14 protein-coding genes and 1 pseudogene are annotated in these 17,740 nt (G+C 67.0%); 5 read left to right on the top strand and 10 right to left on the bottom strand.

Features of this window, described 5'->3' with window-relative positions; all coding sequences use genetic code 11:
- Positions 1 to 500: 500 nt before the first annotated feature.
- The 4 genes from F8566_RS29960 to F8566_RS29945 form a co-directional block, all read right to left on the bottom strand.
- The gene (locus tag F8566_RS29960; protein ID WP_151565187.1) at positions 501 to 2,525 is read right to left on the bottom strand and encodes a hypothetical protein; all 2,025 of its coding nucleotides are present in this window, start codon (positions 2,523 to 2,525) and stop codon (positions 501 to 503) included.
- A 227-nt stretch (positions 2,526 to 2,752) separates the two neighbouring features.
- Positions 2,753 to 3,151, bottom strand: coding sequence for a hypothetical protein (locus tag F8566_RS29955; RefSeq protein WP_151565186.1), 399 nt, complete (start codon positions 3,149 to 3,151; stop codon positions 2,753 to 2,755).
- A gap of 497 nt (positions 3,152 to 3,648) precedes the next feature.
- Positions 3,649 to 4,374, bottom strand: coding sequence for a helix-turn-helix domain-containing protein (locus tag F8566_RS51595; protein WP_225993650.1), 726 nt, complete (start codon positions 4,372 to 4,374; stop codon positions 3,649 to 3,651).
- A gap of 746 nt (positions 4,375 to 5,120) precedes the next feature.
- A complete protein-coding gene (locus tag F8566_RS29945; RefSeq protein WP_151565185.1) occupies positions 5,121 to 5,657 on the bottom strand; it encodes a hypothetical protein in 537 nt (178 codons plus the stop codon).
- Positions 5,658 to 6,402: 745 nt separating this feature from the next.
- On the opposite strand from F8566_RS29945, the gene F8566_RS29940 reads away from it, so the two are divergent.
- The gene (locus F8566_RS29940) at positions 6,403 to 6,909 is read left to right on the top strand and encodes a hypothetical protein (RefSeq protein WP_151565184.1); all 507 of its coding nucleotides are present in this window, start codon (positions 6,403 to 6,405) and stop codon (positions 6,907 to 6,909) included.
- A 3-nt stretch (positions 6,910 to 6,912) separates the two neighbouring features.
- Here the strand turns inward: F8566_RS29940 and F8566_RS29935 are convergent, their stop codons facing one another.
- Together F8566_RS29935 and F8566_RS29930 are read right to left on the bottom strand one after the other, a co-directional pair.
- Positions 6,913 to 7,407, bottom strand: a complete 495-nt coding sequence (locus F8566_RS29935; RefSeq protein WP_151565183.1) for a hypothetical protein — start codon at positions 7,405 to 7,407, stop codon at positions 6,913 to 6,915.
- 584 nt (positions 7,408 to 7,991) lie between these two features.
- Entirely contained in the window at positions 7,992 to 8,180 is a 189-nt protein-coding gene (locus F8566_RS29930; RefSeq protein WP_225993649.1) for a YegP family protein, read from the bottom strand.
- A 717-nt stretch (positions 8,181 to 8,897) separates the two neighbouring features.
- On the opposite strand from F8566_RS29930, the gene F8566_RS29925 reads away from it, so the two are divergent.
- On the top strand, positions 8,898 to 9,527 hold the full coding sequence (locus F8566_RS29925; RefSeq protein ID WP_151565182.1) for a class I SAM-dependent methyltransferase: 630 nt from the start codon (positions 8,898 to 8,900) through the stop codon (positions 9,525 to 9,527).
- Positions 9,528 to 9,541: 14 nt separating this feature from the next.
- On the opposite strand, the pseudogene F8566_RS29920 reads toward F8566_RS29925, so the two are convergent.
- The 4 genes and pseudogenes from F8566_RS29920 to F8566_RS29905 form a co-directional block, all read right to left on the bottom strand.
- Positions 9,542 to 10,443, bottom strand: a pseudogene (locus F8566_RS29920) (IS5 family transposase).
- A 130-nt stretch (positions 10,444 to 10,573) separates the two neighbouring features.
- Positions 10,574 to 10,969, bottom strand: coding sequence for a PaaI family thioesterase (locus F8566_RS29915; RefSeq protein ID WP_151565181.1), 396 nt, complete (start codon positions 10,967 to 10,969; stop codon positions 10,574 to 10,576).
- A gap of 47 nt (positions 10,970 to 11,016) precedes the next feature.
- A complete protein-coding gene (locus tag F8566_RS29910; RefSeq protein ID WP_151565180.1) occupies positions 11,017 to 11,985 on the bottom strand; it encodes a sensor histidine kinase in 969 nt (322 codons plus the stop codon).
- 1,151 nt (positions 11,986 to 13,136) lie between these two features.
- A complete protein-coding gene (locus tag F8566_RS29905) occupies positions 13,137 to 14,045 on the bottom strand; it encodes a LysR family transcriptional regulator (protein WP_192809924.1) in 909 nt (302 codons plus the stop codon).
- A gap of 420 nt (positions 14,046 to 14,465) precedes the next feature.
- Between F8566_RS29905 and F8566_RS29900 the strand changes: the two genes are divergently transcribed.
- The 3 genes from F8566_RS29900 (at position 14,466) to F8566_RS29890 (ending at position 17,678) form a co-directional block, all read left to right on the top strand.
- Positions 14,466 to 15,488: a TDT family transporter gene (locus tag F8566_RS29900; protein WP_151565179.1), complete on the top strand. Its 1,023-nt coding sequence runs from the start codon at positions 14,466 to 14,468 to the stop codon at positions 15,486 to 15,488.
- Positions 15,489 to 15,530: 42 nt separating this feature from the next.
- A complete protein-coding gene (locus F8566_RS29895; RefSeq protein WP_151565178.1) occupies positions 15,531 to 16,130 on the top strand; it encodes an NAD(P)H-dependent oxidoreductase in 600 nt (199 codons plus the stop codon).
- A 120-nt stretch (positions 16,131 to 16,250) separates the two neighbouring features.
- Positions 16,251 to 17,678 (top strand): Ig-like domain-containing protein, encoded by a 1,428-nt coding sequence (locus tag F8566_RS29890; protein WP_151565177.1) that lies wholly within the window; start codon positions 16,251 to 16,253, stop codon positions 17,676 to 17,678.
- Positions 17,679 to 17,740 lie beyond the last annotated feature (62 nt).

The following is a 17,740-nucleotide window of genomic DNA, read 5'->3' as shown; positions in this document are numbered from 1 at the left end:
CAGCTGACGAACGTCAGACCGCCTTCACCACCTAGCGTCCGGACTCGACGCACCGGCCATCGTTACGCAGTCCACCGAGATCCTGGTTGGGGCCGCCATGCAAGATGGGCCGCACCGGGCTGCGTGCTTCGCGCGGTAGTGACGTTGCGTCGGCACGAACCCGCGCGCCGCGAGGCAACTCACGCAAGCTTGGCCCAGCCTTGATCGGCTGGCGCCGGACGGAGAGCATGCGGTAGGTGCCGCCGGTGCGGCTACTTGTGGGAGTCGAACGGGCGGTCGTCGGCGTGGCAAGGAGCGGGCACGGTGCTCACGTCGACCTCCAGGTAGAGCGAGACCAGACGCGAGTTGCCACGGCGCGGGTACAGCCGGAGGTCTCCAGCACCACCACATGCGCGAGTCGGTCGGCAGCGGCTTGAACCTCTTCCGGCAGCCCGGTAAGCCGGATCTGCGGGCGACCGCCTTTCCAGCAGAGGAGTTAGGCGCGAAGTGCACCCGCGTGCCTAACTCGGCGACGTGTCCCCCTCTGCGTCCGGATTGGTTGAGCTTGCGTCCTGCCCGTTCGAGGATCTCTCCTGATCGCCTCGGTGCGTCGCTTCCACTTCGGGCGGGCTGGTACCGCCTGTGTGAAGCAGTGGGCAGTCGGGGTGAGAGCAGTGCGCATGCGTGCAGGCGTTCAGGTTGGCCAGGGCGTACCGGGCGTCGACGACAGCGGGGGCGTCGTGCTCGGGACTGCCATAGAGGAAGCGGGACATGGCGTCCACTGGAGTGTGCAGGTTGCGGACTTCGGTGAGGATGCCGAAGGTAACGTCTCGGTCCAGCCAGGCCCGGTGCACAGCCTCGGCCCAGGCAAGCAGTACCCGGTAAGCACCGTCGCGCACGTCGGGCTGCTGCAAGGTGGCGGCCCATCCGGTGATGAGAAAGTCGCGGACTCGCGGAGTGCCTTGAGCGAGAGTGATCAGGACGCTCACCAGGCCACCGGTGGGGGTGGCACCGGCTGCCGCACCGCGGTCCGACGGGTCGATCAGTGCCAGGAAGGCACGCGGTCCGGCGGCTTGGCCAGAGAATCGTTCCAGCCACGTTTCGATAGTTTCGATGATCCGTTCCAGGCCACCCTGCTCTGCATGTCTCACCAAGGCCGCGGCGGCGATCTGAGCAGCTTCATCGTCATAGGCCAAGATGTGCCGGAGCCGAACGAGGGCGTGGCTCGGCCACCGTAGGCCGTAGCGACCGGCGCAGACCTGCGCCACGACCTGCCTTCGGGCTGCGTTCTTTGACTCGGCCCAGTTCAGTAGTCTTGCATGGGCCAGCCGGGCGAGTTCTTCGGTCATGGCTGCTTCGGTTAGCAGCTCCGCGATGAGAGTGATCCGATCGCCGTCGATGACTGGCGTGGCCCATGACTCCAGGACGGCGAAGAAGGGAGGGTCTACCGCGGTGCGTGAGAGCTCCAGTAGACGCTGACCTACCTGTTTGCTCCACCTCTCCGCTACAGCTCCGGGAGCAGTGATGCGTTGGAGCCACTCGCGAGTCTGAGTGCGTTCGTCGGCCCAGTGATACCAGTCGGTGCGAATGGCCGCCATCGCCAGGCCAGGTCGGCTGGCGAAGCTGGCGGTGTCGGTCTCGGTGACATCCACGCCGACGTCGCGCAGTCGGCGCCGTGGACTGCGCCCCTCGCGGAAGCGTTGCCGAGTCTGGTCGCCGCGCGGGTCGAACTCGGTGGCGGCCTTAATGCACAGTTCCAGCGGTCCGCCTTCGAAATACGAGGCGGCCAGCAGCATGACTCGGTCCGGGCCGCGAGTACCGCCTTCGGCGAGGAGCTTCTCAAGGTAGTGGGTCCATTCCAGGACCCTCTCGCGAACGGCCTGCACAAACAGTCGGCCTCGCTCGGCTACTGCGGCATCAGGGCTGTGTTGGTCCTGAACCGCAGCGCCTACCTCTCCTGGGTCGACCTGGGCGAGACGTTCGGCGATGCGGACTGCGTCGGCCGGGCTGACGCTGCGGGGGATCAGGTCCGCGAAGATGCCGGCGGTCTGGTCAGGGGCCGCCGTCTGGCGCAGCAGCCCAGTACGGTTCGCGGTCCTGCTGGGGTCGGCCTGAAGCCAGTGCGCCTGAAGGGGACGGTCCAACCGGTGGAGTAGGTGGTTGCGAGCCACCTGCGCGGCTTCGGGGCGAGTCGCCGGCTCGGACAGTCGGCCGTCCGGCCAGTCCGTGGGACCGCCAACCACCACCAAACCCGAACGGATCTGATGGAGCCGTGCGGCCCACGAGTTGAGGGCCTGCGCTGCCGCCGGACTCACGGTTCTTTGGGCGGCGTCCAGCACATAACCCTGTCCGGGTAGTGGGTCGGGAAGGACCTCCAGGCGTGGAACCTCACCGTCTTCCCAGTCGGGGGACAGGTCCCAGATCTGCACGGCATGCGAGTCCGCGGATGACAGGTTCGCCGACTCTGGCAGCGAGAGGTAATCGCGCAAGGCCCGGAGGGCCGACGTCCTGCGCCCGGTCCCATGCTCCCCGGTGATGATGGCCACCCCATGCAGGCTGAGTTCCTTCCGCACGTGCTGAGGGGTGGGGGTATACGCCCACAGTGGATCTATGGTCGCAGCAAGGTCTTTCTGTGACACCGGATATACGGGCAGCTTTGGCAGCCGATGGATGTTGATTGGCGCCGTGTTGCTTCCGCCAATCTGAACGGTCGGGGCGGTATTACTCTGCGCGTATTGATGCGGACGCGCACCCGTCGGTTCCTCCGGCACGCTCACTCTCTCCCGGTTTGAACATCGCCGGAGTTATCACGCCCGATCTGGACGACCGAGCCCTGGTTACCCACAGCGTTCTGCCGTGGCAGCGAGGACGCATCTTCGGGACGGGAGGCGGCCAGAGCCGCCAAGTCCTGCACCGCGGCCGGGAAATCCTCAGCCAGCGTGAGGAAGCGTCGCTTCCAGCGATCAACCAGTTCCTCATCACTCACTTCGGACACCTGGGCTTGGTCCGCGTCCAGCCGACGCAGTTGACGCTCCTGCTCGCCCTCACCGCCGTGCCCGAAGAACCGGGCGACAGCGGCCCGCATCGAAGCCCAGCCGTCCTTGGTCATCTCCGCCACGAGCGCGGCAGCAGCGGCCCCCGCCATGGCCACCAGTTGAGCCTGGTCACTCATCTTGACCCCGTTCAGTTGTGGTAGTGCGGTCCCCGTTTACTCCCGCATCCCCAGGCCGGACGGGTGACCTCTGCGGAAGAATATACGGCCATTCCGACGGAGTTGGGCCATCGCTCGCATATCGCATAAAGCGGGTTGCAATAGACCCACTTCTAGTTAGACCGAAATATCCGATTCCACTCATCCGCGCCGTGGAGAGCACGGCGCTGCGGGCCGCAGCAACCTTGCCGGGCACCTGCCAGTCCGCCGCGCCCCCGCCGCCGACTCCGGCGCACCTACGCCACTCAGCTACACCGCTGTCGCCGATGAGCGCGGTCTCCCTAACTCGGGACGCCCGCGCTGGCGCTCTCTCGGGTAGGAGCAAACTGGGAGCGGCGGGTGCCACTCACGTGCGGTCAGGCTCGGCGACCGCCGGGCGCTCACGGCATTCAATTTTGGGAATGGGTCAACGCACGGCGTATGGCATCAGCTCGCCTTGGAGCGCGGTGACCTCTTGCCTACCCGCTCAGCGTCTGAGGCGCTGGCCGACGCCGTCCTGGCCGCTGCCCGTTCCACCCGGCAGCGGGCCGGGCGGCGATCCAGTCCAGGATCACCCTCCTGCGCCAAACCGGCGATCGTCCCATGTAGCGGTCCGGTTCAGGCATCTCCTTCTTGTAGCCCCGTACCGTCTCGGGTGACACGTCCATGTGGGCGGCGATCTCGCGGTACCCCCACAGCTCGTCGGCCGGCGGACCGTCGTCGCCAGCCACCGCGGGCCGCGCCTTCTTGTGACGTCCAGAGGCGGTCTTGGCCATCTGCTCGGCCTGGTCCGCGTCGCTGCGGTGTTTGCTGGGGCGGTCCTTGAAGGCATAGCTCGGCCGCTGCTTGGCCCACTCAATGATCACATGCGGCTCCCAGACGGGAAAGCGTCCGAAGTAGCGCGCAGGCTCGGGCATGCGCTTCTGGGAGTTGTACCGCTGAACGGTGATGACCTCTACGCCGAGGTAGGCCGCCACGTCACCTGCGTCCCACCACGGAGTTTCCGGGCCGATCTCAGGGTCCTCGCGCAGGCGCGGAAACCACTGGCGAGCCCAAGCTTTGATCAGCGACGGATTCCACTCAAACCGGAACGCCTGCGGATCGAGAGGCTCGGGCAGATCGCCCTGATGGCGCCACCGGAGCACGGTGCTCTCAGCGACATCCAGGTACGTGGCGACGTCCTTGACTGTCCAACGCTTGCCCATCACACCCCCCTTGAATTTCTATGTCAGGCCAGTTTAGCGAGGAAAGAGGGGCGGAGGTCGTCGCAGTGCAATAGCCCCATATCGCATTCCGCCCTGCGGATGCCGCGCGCCCACGACGCCGATACTGCAGGCCAGGAGCACAGAGGGAACGTGGCTGCACCATGGCTGCACACTGGCTGTGCAACCGGGTTCCAAGAGGACCCGACCAGACCCGACCAGACCCAATGAACAGGGCCGCTGTACCCGCTCCGACCTGGCTAAACACTACAGGCGCGACCTTCAGCCAAGAGAAGCCGATCATTCATAACGGGCTGCTAATGCGGTTTGGGTGCAAGCCCATCCGGGGTTCAAATCCCCGATCCTCCGCCGGTAGAAGCGCCCTCGTTGAAGTTGATGACTTCGGCGGGGGCGTTTTCGGCTTCTGGTGGGCACATCGCGACGACGCGGCACAACGGCGGCCATTGCCTCGGCCACCGCAGGCGTAGGTGTCGGCGGTGAACGATGACCGAGCGTGGCGCTGATCACCTTCATGTCGAACTTCCCGAGGAAGGTCAGCGTCGCCGATCCATGGCGCAGATCATGGAACCTGATCGGTGGAGAGGGCCGCTCTCGATGGCGACTCGGACCATGCGCTCGCTCAGACGATGGCGTCGGTGATGTGCTCAGTGGTCCAGCCTTCCTTCAGGTGACGGCGCCTGACCATGCCGTAGCGCTCGACGAGTGCTTCGAAGCGCTGCGAGATCCACTCAGCCGTCGAGACGGGTGAACACCCTGCCGAAGTCGATCCACACCCTCTCGGCCAGCCTTTCCTCCTCCTTCTGGCGCGTACGCCAGACACGCAGCACCCTGATGGTCTCCTGGTCGAGGCCGACCGTCCTCTCGCCAGCCTCGCTCTTCGTGTCGTCGTCTGGGCGGGTCTCGCGGATCGTGATCGATCCGTGTCGGTCCAGGGCAGCCCGGCGACCTCGGCGCGACGGATGCCACGGAAGGCTGTGAGGTGGAAGAGGGCGCCCAACAGCCGACTGCGGGCGCTGAAGGCCTCGGACCACGACGTTGGGTGCAGTCACCGATGCCAACACAGTCCGAGGATCATTGTCCCGGTCAGCGGCAGTCCCGACGGCAGCGACCTCGTCCGTGTCGATGTGAAGGGGCAGCCTTGGAGGACTCCGGGTGACCCGCAGGCTGCGGTAGGTCCGGTTGAGTCGAAGTTCAATGAAGCGGTCTCGCAACAGAAGCGCGAAGTCGCTGGGAACCTGGAGCTTGGAGAGGTCGGTGGCGGTCACGACCAGCATCCTGATCCCGCAGCTCAGATAGGTGTGAATCTCATGGGTGTAGCTCCCTATGGGGGCCTGCTGAGCTGGTGATACGCCAGATCGGCCAGGTGTGCGCTCGGCCCGCCGTCCTGCCGTTGGGCTGCAAAGTCGTAGGTGGCGCACAGGCCGACGCCCGGCTGGTGAACGTGCTCGGCGTCATCGCGTCGTGCTCCTTGCTGATCAGGATGATCCGCGCCCTTCCCGAACCGCCGAACGGCCAGGCCACCGTGCTCGGGGTGAACGTGCTGGCCAAGAAACGTGGCCACTCATACGCGACGCTGCTGTTGGACATGGACCGCACCGGACCATCGACATGCTCGACGTCCGGCGGGTCGACACCCCTGGCCGCCTGGCTCCAGTCTCACTCGGGGAGTGCGCGTCATCTGCAGAGACAGGGCCGGGGCCTATGCCGAAGGCGCCCGCCTCGGGAAAACTCCTTCCTCGCGATGTCGGCCTTCATACGCGCAGGCGTACCTCCTCCATTGATTGTCAGTCACGACGTCTCCGTTCAGATGAGCCGCGTGCCACCGATCCAGCACGCCAGCCACGGCGCTGACTTCCCCGGAATTGGCTCATCGTGCCGTGCTCCGGTACGAGAGGCGCCCGGACCAAATTGGGCCCCCCAAGATCTTTTACCCGGCGACGGTCATCTGTGATCATGAGTCGCTCATCCGCCAGAACGGCACCCCCGAGAACGTGAAGAGGACTCTGCATAGTGACTGCGCGTAGAAGGTCGGCCCTGGTCTGCTCAACCCTCATCGCTTCGGCGGTCGGCGTCACCGCCCTCCCCGCCGGCTCCGCAACAGCGCACGCCGAGCGGGTGGCAGGCCAGTCATCTGCGGTGGCCGCCGCCGCCAAGCCGAACTGCAAGCACAAGCCCGCTGCTGAGCCGATCACCGACTACTGGAGGTTCGTCAAGAAGGGCGCCCCGCCCAAGGGGGCCGTGCTGCGATGCGGCACCAAGAAGTGGGGATACCGGCACTTCAGCAAGCGCTGGAGCAAGAGCTTCGAGCGCAACATCTCCAAGACGCTGCAGGCACCGAAGCGCATCATCAAGAACGGCAACTCGCTGATCTATTGCCGCAAGTACAACACCAGCAACACCAAGTACTACTTCAAGGTCGTCTACTCGACCAAGGACGTCCCCGGGACATCGACCGGCGACACGGGCATCATCACCTCCACCTGGGACAAGAAGGGCGGCACTTGCGACCGCGCCTGACCCTCACCGCCCGTGGCTGACTACTTCGGCCATGAGAAAGAAATCGGCGCGAGGCGGGCAGTCGTCCGCCCCGCCGATTTCGGTCGGCTGCTCGTGCCCCGTGACCTGAATCGTGACCGGGTCCGTCCGCTGAAGGATCTGCCGAGCACAGCACAGCTTGCGCACAACAACCTGGTATGGCTCGCCGATTCCGAAGTCCTCATGCGCACGGTGCCACAGGAAACCGGTCCCCTGAAAACGCCCGGTCTGAACCGGGCCGTCGACCGCCGACGAGATGCCTCCGAAGTCGGCTCGCGGATACGGTTCACGTCGGCCGAAGTCGGCGACGAAGTCGACCGCACCCGATTCGGCCGCCCGCCAGCCGAGCGGCTGCCCACGATCGGTCGGCTCTGCGGTGAAATCCTCCAGCACCAGGTTGACGCTCAGCTCGGCCCCAGGCTCGAGGGAAGGGCCGCAGCATTCGTACTCCCAGGCGGCGTACCAGATCGGCAAGTGCATCCCCGCCAACCTACCGTTCCGCGTTCTGCCCAGGCCGACGAGCGTGGACGGCCGCGATGAACGCATCCCTGACGGTGTCGGCTCGGCCCGGGTGCGTTCGATGTCGGACTGCAGCGTCTCTTCCTCCTGGCCGGTCTGAACGCCCGAGCGGTCGTCGGTTGGCTCTCTTCTTGATCGTGGTGACGTCTTCCTTGAGGTCCTCGACGGCCTCGTCTGGCCTTCTTGCGGCCCGGCACCGCCGCCACCACGAACAACACCACCGCGATGATGAGTGCAGATGCCCACGGGGGGAGTACGAGAGCCAAGCGCCCGCGATCAATGCTCCCGCTCAGCACATGGCCACCAGGCCGACGGCCTGCGCCACTGCAGGTTGCCTGCCCTTTCTTGATCTCGGCAACCGCCAGCCGCAGCTCGGAACGCCTGCTTGACCAGGTCAGCGTCGCCCTCCGCCGCAATGCGGTCGTCCGTAGGCGGACTCATCGTTCACCCGCGTGGCGGTGGGTGCTCGCATTCACGTACGGGGACTTCGATCCGTGCGGTGCGGTGACGGAGTAAAGCTTCGCGCCAGGTAGACAGCGTGGCGATCAGCTGCTGGTCTCATCGACCAGTTGCGCCTCGGCGGCGTTCTTGCGGACGGACTCGATGCCCTTCAACGCCGCCGCCTTGCTCTCGTAGCTCTCGCTGGTCGCGATCACCTGCCCGTTGGTGGCCACGAGGTTGAAGTGGTACTTGCCTGTGCTGCCCTTCTTCAGGGTGAACTTGCCGGCCATCATCGCTCCTTTCGAACGTCGCGAACGGTCTGTCCGTACGCGTTGCGACTCCGCAAGTAGTGCCCCTCTACAAAAGCCCTATGCAAGAAGCAATCACCACAAACAGCACTCTCTTGCCGTCGGGTGCATGTTTCGCCTCGTACCCAGGGGTAAGCCAGCACGCACCTGCTCTGCACCGTCAGCGAACGTGCCAGACATCCACCGTCCTGGATGGAGGCGAGACCGATCGTCGCAGCACTCCTCACCCCGGCAGCCGGCCTACTCCTGCTGATCTTGATGCAGCATCTGGAATCGGCCCTGCTTCCAAGCTCGAACAGCACCCGCTCCAGCGACGATGCAACACCGAGAGACCCCACGGCATCGGCAGGCGATCGAAGTGCGACGGCTCGGTCGGCACACCCACCCGCCGCTCGCCGGCATCCACGCGTCGCCCAATCACCGCGACGGCCTCGACTCGAATCCGCGCCACAGGAACTGCGGACCATCACGCATTGCCCTGTACCGCACGTTGCTGCGCGCACTGCGGCTCCCTGCCCTGCAAACGCGAATGAAGCAACCGCGAAGCAAAGCTCGCAGTAGGCACGTGGTGTCGGTAGAAGCAGAGCATTCGGACTAGGGCCTGTCCCGTGATCATGTGTTGGGACGGTCAGGCTCCAGGGGCGGGGTCGGCATAGGGGCCGGAGAAGGTGCGGAGGTGCGCGGGTGTTAGCTTCCCTTCCCGTGACGGAGCACCAGGGCGAGACCAGAGCGGCCTATGACGGGGTCGTCGAGCTGTATGCGTCGATGTTCGCCGATCGGTTGGAGGATCAGCCGTTCTCGCGGAACATGATCGGCACCTTCGCCGAGTTGGTGCGCGGGATGGGGAAGCCGCGGGTAGCCGACGTCGGGTGCGGGCCAGGACATCTGACGGCCATGCTGCACGATCTGGAGCTGGAAGCCTTCGGGCTCGACCTCTCCCCGGGCATGGTCGAACACGCCCGGAGGGCCCATCCGGCGCTGCGGTTTGATGAGGCGCGGATGGAGGCCTTGCCGGTCGAGGACGGCGCTCTCGGCGGCGTGCTGGCTCACTACTCGATGATCCACACCCCGCCTGGGGAAATGCCCGCGCTCCTCGCCGAGCAGGTACGTGTCCTGGCCCCAGGGGGCCTGCTCCTGGTCTCGTTCTTCGCGACGGACGGACCGGAGCCGGTCCGCTTCGACCACAAGGTGACGCCCGCCTATAGCTGGCCGGTGGACCGGCTCGCCGAGTTGCTGGCCGGGGTCGGGCTTGTCACGTTCGCCAGGCTGCTCCACGATCCGGCCTCCGAACGGGGCTTCCTCGACGCCCACTTGCTGGCACGCCTCCACTAGGGACTGCCCCTTGATCATTTGGCGGGGTGGCGGAGCCAGATGCGGATCGAGGCGACGTCGATGGTGCCCTGGTAGATGCGTTCTCTCTTGTCGTAGCGGGTGGCGACGGCGCGGTGCTGGCGGAGCTTGTTGACGCAGCGTTCGACGGTGTTGCGTTCTTTGTAGGCGTCACGGTCGAAGACCGGCGGCCGTCCGCCCTTGGAGCCGCGGCCGGCGCGATGGGCGGCCTGGTCTTTCTTGACCGGGATAACGGCCTTGATACCGCGTCGCTGCAGGTAGCGACGGTTGGCGCGGGAGGAATACGCCTTGTCGGCCAAGGCGCGTGCCGGCTTCTTGCGAGGACGGCCAACGCCGCGGCGCGGGATGCGGATGGACTCCATCAGCGCGATGAACTTCGGGCAGTCGGCGTGCTGCCCGGGCGAGGTGAGCCGGGCGATCGGACGGCACCGCCGATCGGCGACCAGATGAATCTTCGTGGTCAGACCACCCCGGGACCGGCCAAGCGCTTCGCGACCGCCGTTCGTCATCCGTTCGGGATCTTTACCGGCCCCTTTTGGGTGATGTCGACGGCCGGGGCGTGCCGCGCCCCGGCCGCGTGCTGGTGCGCCCGCACGATCGTGGAGTCGGCGCTGACCGTCCAGTCCTCGCCCTCGGCTTCGTCGCACCCGGCGCGCAGCCCGTCGAGGATCCGCTCCCACGTCCCGTCCAGCGACCACCGGCGATGCCGGTTGTAGACCGTCTTCCACCTGCCGTAACACGGCGGCAGGTCCCGCCAGGCGCAGCTCGCCCGGGTCCGGAAGAACACCCCGTTGATCACCATCCGATGATCGCTCCACCTAGCCCCGTGCACGTTCTGCATAGGGAGCAGCGGCGCCAGCCGCGCCCACTCCTCGTTCGTCAGGTCATGACGCTTCAGACGCTCCTCATCCACACGGATCATCTACAACAAACCGCCATCAAAGATCACGGGACACGCCCTAGCGCGGAGTTCGGAGGAGACCCTGGCGCTGCCACAGGCGACTTGCCTGCGGTCGCTGAGACAAGAGTCAGGCTGGGACTGGCATGAAGAGACCGGTCACGTTGGCTATTACACGGCGAGTCGTGAACGTCGCAGTGCCTGACGCGAGCTTCCGGCCTACGCGGGTCGGAGTGACCGTGATGTCGACCCATTCGCCCTCGCGAGCCGTACCCAGAAGGTCGCAGGAGAGGTTGATGGTGACGAGGCGAGCCGGAGGGTCGGTCTGAACGGCCAGGGCGTGCCCGATCACCACGTCGCCGATGGTGGCGATCACGCCGCCGTGGAGCAGACCGCGGGCGTTCATCTTGGGACCCTCGACCGTGAAACCCGCGCGGAGGGGATCGTCGGGGTGGCGGGAGAAGCCACCGATGGCAGTGAGCAGCGGGCTGGGCCGGTGCCATGGAACGAAGCCCTCAGAGACCATGCGAGCACCGTAGCGGATTTCGGATCAATGATCTGAAAAGGGGTCGGTCACGCCCGTGCCATACGGAGACGCACCAGGGAGCCGTTCGGGCCGGTCCGGATCTCTACTTGGTCGCAGAGACGGCGGGCGATCCACACGCCCAGGCCGCTGGTGGAGTCCGGGGAGGGCGGGTGGTGGCCGATGGCGTGGTAGTTCCAGTCGGCCCCGCGGTCGATCACATCGCAGACGACGTCGTTGCCGTCGAGCCAGACCCTGGCCGTTCCGTCGCCGCCACCGTGTTCGACCACGTTCGTCGCGATCTCCTGCACGGAGGTCGCGAAGTCGTCAAGCCGCTCTCCGTTCAACCCGAGGTCGAGCGCGGTCAGGACCACCAACCGGCGTGTACGCCTCAGCTCAGAACGGCTGATGTAGTGGGTGGTGACTGGCGGCCGAGGCGGCGCCAAGGGACGCTGATCGCACTCGGCTGAGAACGCGATGGGCTCGACGTAGGCATCGCTTTGGGCGGTGCAGTGACGGTCGACGATCTCGGGATGTGTACGGCGGGCACCCTCGACCACGTCACGCGGCAGGACGCGGGTGTCGTACGGACACAGGATCCAGGCGGAACTCCCCGCGAGCGTCATGTTGATGACCGATTCGTAGCGTTGCCAGGCGAGGATCTGAGATGGCGTACGGCCGATCCACCTCGGTTCGCCGATGACGCGGATCCAACCGGGACCGGTGTGCTCACGCAGGCGGCGAAGGTAAGCGCTGAGCGTTCGGCCGGGTGAGGTGTACCAGTCCGCCGCGTTCACGTACACGATGTTGTGCTGCAAACTCCGCACAGTGCGTTGAAGCAGTGAGATGTTGTGCGGGGTGACGGCGACGAAGCCTGGTTCGCCGCGAGCCAGACCATCACGTAGGAAGGCACCTGCCCGTTCCGCGAACGTGCGGTCTGAGTCGTACAGGAACGCCTGGTGCACGAATCGGCGATTGCCCCCGAAGCCGTTTGCCCCGGCTGCTCGCGTGGCGACCATTGCAGATCCTCGCACGATCGGCGACCCGTCTCGCAGTGTAAGACGGCACAGACGGCCCGTCGAGTAATGACGGCGGATGCCACACGACAAAAGAATTCACCAGTCACCGTCCGTCCGCGCGGATGCACCGTCCGTCCGCCTGGATGCACCGTCCGTCCGCGCGGATGTAGCGCCGTGGCCGATGGAGGGCATGCCTAGTTGAACGACCCAGCCGCGCCTGCCTGTAACGCCGGACGTGCCTACCCGTAATGCCGGGCACGCCCACTGCACAGCTGGGCTTGCCCACTTAGCTCAGGTCCCGTCAGGCTCAGATCTTCCATTCGCATCGCGGGCGTGCACCCTCCGTCGAGGGCAGACCTACCAGAAACTGCAGACAAACCCGAGTTGGACAAGCGGGGGCCGCGTGACTCGCATGGCGCGTCCGCCTCCTGCGCACTGTAGGCAGACTTACGTTGCCAACGCGGGCAGACGTTGGTTGCGCGGGCAGATGCTGGCTGCGCGGGCGGGCGTTGGCAACGCGGCAGACCTTGGCAACGCGACGAATCCATCGTCCACCTCTGGCACGGCGACTCCCTTCAGCCTTCTCATCACGAGATGTCCGACAGCCGTCGGATCCCCACAAACTGCACCCACGGCCAACGACGATCGTTTGGAGCACCGGCCACACTGCTTGGGATGAACGGGGGATCCGTTCGCGGTCAGGATCAGCGCGATGGCTGAGGCAATTCACTCGCCGTCCCCAGCCGGGACGAAGTTCCACACGACTTCCAGTGGCGTGGGTGACACCGCGATGAGCCCGCCCGGCGAGTGGTCACCCTCGCAACCGGTGCGCATGCCAGTCGCGTGCGCCGAGCGTGCGGACGATGCGAGGGCCGCCGGGCCGGGCCGCCACGACGCGACGCGACGCGACGCTCGACGGTCTCCAAGGCGGTCAGGCTGGATGTCTTCAAGGGCACCAGGCAGTTGATCCCGTTGGAAACGGTGATCAGGACGCACGGCCGCTGCGCTGGGTGAGGCTTGTGGCGGTGGTCGCGCCTGACGTAAGCGAACACGGGGACGTCCACCGTTCGAGCGGCCAGCGCAGACACACCGGTCGTGCGTATGGCATATCCGACGAAGCGCGAGCAGACGACCCCGTTCGTACGATGACGTCAGCGGCGCGGGCGGCGCGTCAGTGCGAGCAGGTCCCGGGCGGGGCCGACAGGCCGCTGCCCCACCGGCCAGACGGCACGCAGCGGACGGCTGAGGTCCAGCTCCGGCACCGGCACGGCGATCAGGCGGCCGCCGGCCAGTTCCTCCACCACGGCGAGCTCGCTGACGGCCGCCGGGCCCGCGCCGGAAACGGCTGCAGCCTTGAGCGCCGTGGTCGAGCCCAGTTGCAGGAGGGGCGGAGCCGTTCCGCCGAACGAGGCGAGCGCACGATCGATCACCTCACGCGTACCGGAGCCCTCCTCGCGCAGCAGCAGCGGAGTGGCCGCGAGTTCGGCGGCGGCGACACCGCTGCGGCGGCGAGCCCACGCATGGGCAGGGGAGACCACGATGAGGAGGCGGTCGGTCGTAATCACAGCGCCTCCGAGACGCTCGGGAGCGTTCACGCCCTCGACGAAGCCCAGGTCGACCTCACCGGCAAGGACCTGCTCCGTAACGGCTGCGGAATTGGCAGCGCGGAGCGTGACGGCGGTGTCCGGACGCGACTGACGCAAAGCCAGCAACCACCCCGGGATCAGGTACTCGGCGATCGTCATGCTCGCGGCAATCCGAAGACGGCTGTCACGGCGCTCGCGCAGGGCCTCGACACCGGCGTCCAGAGCGTGCGCGGCGTCCATCACCTGCTGGGCCCACTCGGCCACCAGAGAGCCCGCCTTGGTGGGACGGGAGCCGCGGGGTGAACGCTCCAGGAGGGCAACGCCGAGCTGCCGTTCCATCGACTTGATCCGGCCGCTGGCCGCCGGCTGGGTGATGCCCAGCTCGTCCGCCGCACGCCCCATGCTGCCGAGCCGTACGACGGCCAGCAGCAGTTCCAGAGCACTCAGCTCCGGTACGCGATGTGACAGGGGCATGGCCCCAGTGTAGTCGGAGACATAAGTTGAGCTTATGTACCCATAGGCCGATGACCTCTACTGATGGCTCCGGCGCGGAGCGACCGTCGAGATATGACCACGGCCGTTCCCTCCACCCCCACAACCACCACCCCCGAGGCCTCCACACCTCCTCCCTCCGCCGCTCGGGCCTCCGCCACTCCACTGCCCGTCGTTCCAGCCCCGCCGAATCCAGCGTCCACGCCCGCAGTCGACGCAACCCCGGCCCTCTCGCCCGCGGGGGTGGCAGCCGCAGGTACGGCGCACACGGGAGTGGCAGTTACGGGTGTGGGAGCTGTGGGGGTGGCGGGAAGGGGACCGCGGGCGGGTCTGCGGGGTGGGTTGGGGCGCCTTTCGGTGGGGAGGTTCCGGCAGCTTGGGCCGAATTGGTACGCGTGCGTGATGGGGACGGCGATCATCGCTAACGCGGCTGACGCGCTGCCCGTTCGTGTGCCTGGACTCCATGTGTTCGCGGTCGTCGGCTGGATGATGTCGTTCGTCCTCCTCGTGGCGGTCGCCGCTGCCCGTGGCGTTCATCTCGTGTGGCACCGTGACGAGGCCCGGGTTCGGCTCTTCGATGATCCGGCCACCGCGGTCTTCTATGGCTGCCCGCCGATGGCGCTGCTCGCGGTCGGGTACGGCACGCTCGTGCTCGGACCTGACGTCATCGGGACCACGGCCGCCGTGTGGATCGACGGGGTGCTGTGGACGGCCGGGACGCTCTACTCCTTGGCCGTCGCGTTCGGCATTCCGTACCTGATGATCACGCGGCACAGGGTCGGCAGCGCCGATCCCACGTGGCTGCTGCCGGTGGTGGCGCCGATGGTGGCCGCGGCGCTCGGCCCGGCGCTGGTCCCGCACCTGCCGGAGGGCGAGCCGCGGGCGCTGATGGTGTACGCCTGCTACGCGATGTTCGGCGCGAGCATTCTGGCGGTGGTGGTCATCCTGCCGGGGATCTGGTCCCGCCTGGTGCGTGACCGCTCGTTCACGATCACTCTTGTGCCGACGCTGTTCCTGGTGCTCGGGCCCCTTGGGCAGTCCGTCACCGCCGTCAACCAGCTCGCCGACGCCGCCCCGGCGGCCGCGCCGCAGTACGCGGACGCCATGGCCGCGTTCGCCGTCCTCTACGGGACTCCGGTGATCGGATTCGCACTCCTCTGGTTGGCCATCGCGGCGGCCGCCTCCGTACGGGCGCTGCGCGACGGGATGCCGTTCGCGATGACCTGGTGGGCGTACACCTTCCCGCTCGGCACCTGCGTCACTGGCGCCTCCGCGCTGGCCCGGCGACTGGACCTCGGCGCGATGGCGGCGATCGCAGTCGGGCTCTATCTCCTTCTGCTGGCCGCCTGGGCGGTCACCGCGACGCGGACCCTCCGCGGCGTGCTGGCTGGCCGGCTACTCCCGCCGCCCGGCCAGACCAGCTAGCGTGATCAAGCTCGGCACCCGATCTCACTCCGGAGCTCGCAGATGCGTATCGCCGTCTATCTGGCCCACCCGAGGCCGGGCAGCTTCAACCACGCCCTGTCCGACGCCGTGATCGACGAGCTCAGCACGCGTGGAGCCGAGGTCATCTCGCACGACCTGTACGCCGAGGGCTTCGACCCGGCGCTCACCGCGGCCGAGACCGGCACGGTCGACGCGGCGACGCCCTCCGCCGACGACCACGTGACCCGCCACCGCGCAGAGATCGCCGATCTGGACGCGCTCGTCTTCGTCCACCCCAACTGGTGGGGCATGCCGCCCGCGATCCTCACCGGCTGGGTGCAGCGCGTGCTCGTCCCGGGCGTCGCGTACAAGCTCGGCACCGCCGACGGCGAGCCTGCCGGGCTGCTGCGGGCCGCCCGCGCTCTGGTGCTCAACACCTCAGACACGCCCGCCGATCGTGAACGTGAGGAGTTCGGTGATCCGCTGCAGCGGGTCTGGGCGGCCTGCGTGCTGCCGTACGTGGGGGTCACGGATGTGCGGCGCATGGTGTTCCGCACCGTCACCGACTCCACCGGCGCGGAACGGGCCGCCTGGCTCCAGGAGGCACGTGACCAGGCCGTCGCCCTCCTCCACGGCACCTGAAAGATCACAGAAGAGTCTCAAACTGGATGTCGCGTCTTATAGCGGTCAACCTGACCGGCGGCCCGCGCGTCCCCCACGCGAATGATCGCTTCGCGTTGCGACATCTTCCTGAGGTGACCCTTGAGACGTACCACCCTGGCCATCGCCGGCGCGTTCACCCTCGCGGCCGCCGCGATCGCCGCTCCCCCTGCCTTGGCCGCCGAGAAGGTGACCATCACGCTGGCCGCCGACCGGACCACCGTCGACGCCGACCACCGTGATGCGACGATCACCGGCATGGTGACCGCGGGTGCGGAGAACAAGCCGGTGGCGGGCGTGAAGGTCGATCTCTCCTCGACCGGGCAGCCGAACATCGAGGACCCGACGACCGACGCCGAGGGCAAGTTCACCGCCACGTACAGCTCGCCCGGCTTCGACGACCAGATCACGGCGACGACCGGTGCGACCGACGAGCTGGAGACCGGGACGGCGGGCCCGCTGCCGATCAAGGCCGTGCGGTCCAAGACCCGGATGACCATCGCCGCCCCAGGCAGTGCCCAGAAGGACGCGGGCGTTCCGTTCACGCTGAGCGGGCTGGTCGAGTACGAGTCGGCCGAGGCGTCGGGCACCTGGAAGCCTCTGGCCGGCGCGCAGGTCAACATCAGCTTCATCAACGCCGAGTGCAACGACGACTTCCCGGTGCCAGGCAGTGTCACGACCGGCAAGGACGGCCAATACGCGAAGCAGGTCAAACTTCCCTGCGGCAGCGCCGTCAACGCCAATGCCTCCATCGCCGAGCCGTGGTTCGAAACGGCCTACACCGCCCTCAGGAACGGCGTCATCGTCCGGCCACGTTCCTCCTTCCGCGACGTCAAGGTCACGATGGACCCGTACGGGCTTGTGAAGGCCTCCGGCGCCGCCGCCACCAGCCCCGTCTACCGCGAGTTCTACGGCAAGCAGATCCTGCTCGAACGTTCCTGGAACGGCCGCAACTGGTGGACGCACAAGACGCTGCGCGCCGGCTCCTATGGCCGGGTCAGCACACAGTTCACCGTCAACCGGTCGAGCTACTGGCGGTTCCGTTTCGCCGGAACCACGGACGCGATGCCCGCCACCAGCAAGTCGATCAAGACCTGGCGCTGGACCACCAAGATGTCGAAGATCTCCGTGTCGCCCCGCAAGGTCCGCAAGCTCAAGTACGTGACGGCCAAGGGCTCGCTCGTCCGCTACTCCCCGACGAGCCGGAAGTTCGTCGCGTACGGCGGCCAGAACGTCCGGATCATCTTCCGCTACAAGGGCAAGAAGACCTGGTACCACCTGGCCTGGGCCAAGACCGACCGCAAGGGGCGCTTCAGCAAGAAGGTCCGCGCCTACGGCGACGGCTACTACGCCGCACTCTTCCACGGCGCGGCGAACTTCTGGGCCACCGGCTCCCCGAACGACAAGTACGTGGACACCTACGGCCTCCCCGGCTCCCAGCGCCAGGCGGGCGTCCAGTCGTTCCTCACGCCGTTCACCCCGCCCGTGCCCGCCCCTAACGGCACCGGCGGCACAACCCGCGTCGGCTGACCCTCAGCGCCACCGTTCACCAGGGGCCGTCTGCTCTCTTCACCAGAGACCAGGCGGCCCCG

Origin of the sequence: Actinomadura rudentiformis (genome assembly GCF_008923185.1) — a bacterium.
GTDB lineage: Bacteria > Actinomycetota > Actinomycetes > Streptosporangiales > Streptosporangiaceae > Spirillospora > Spirillospora rudentiformis.
The sequence above is the reverse complement of the archived record's forward strand: the minus strand, read 5'-3'. Positions and strand labels throughout refer to the sequence as shown.

Excerpts from the sequence above, each read along its gene's own strand:
- F8566_RS29955 (WP_151565186.1), bottom strand. The coding sequence starts at position 3,151 with ATGAGTGACCAGGCTCAACTGGTGGCCATGGCGGGGGCCGCTGCTGCC.
- F8566_RS51595 (WP_225993650.1), bottom strand. The coding sequence starts at position 4,374 with ATGGGCAAGCGTTGGACAGTCAAGGACGTCGCCACGTACCTGGATGTC.
- F8566_RS29935 (WP_151565183.1), bottom strand. The coding sequence starts at position 7,407 with ATGCACTTGCCGATCTGGTACGCCGCCTGGGAGTACGAATGCTGCGGC.
- F8566_RS29930 (WP_225993649.1), bottom strand. The coding sequence starts at position 8,180 with ATGATGGCCGGCAAGTTCACCCTGAAGAAGGGCAGCACAGGCAAGTAC.
- F8566_RS29915 (WP_151565181.1), bottom strand. The coding sequence starts at position 10,969 with ATGGTCTCTGAGGGCTTCGTTCCATGGCACCGGCCCAGCCCGCTGCTC.
- F8566_RS29910 (WP_151565180.1), bottom strand. The coding sequence starts at position 11,985 with ATGGTCGCCACGCGAGCAGCCGGGGCAAACGGCTTCGGGGGCAATCGC.
- F8566_RS29905 (WP_192809924.1), bottom strand. The coding sequence starts at position 14,045 with ATGCCCCTGTCACATCGCGTACCGGAGCTGAGTGCTCTGGAACTGCTG.
- F8566_RS29900 (WP_151565179.1), top strand. The coding sequence starts at position 14,466 with ATGGGGACGGCGATCATCGCTAACGCGGCTGACGCGCTGCCCGTTCGT.
- F8566_RS29895 (WP_151565178.1), top strand. The coding sequence starts at position 15,531 with ATGCGTATCGCCGTCTATCTGGCCCACCCGAGGCCGGGCAGCTTCAAC.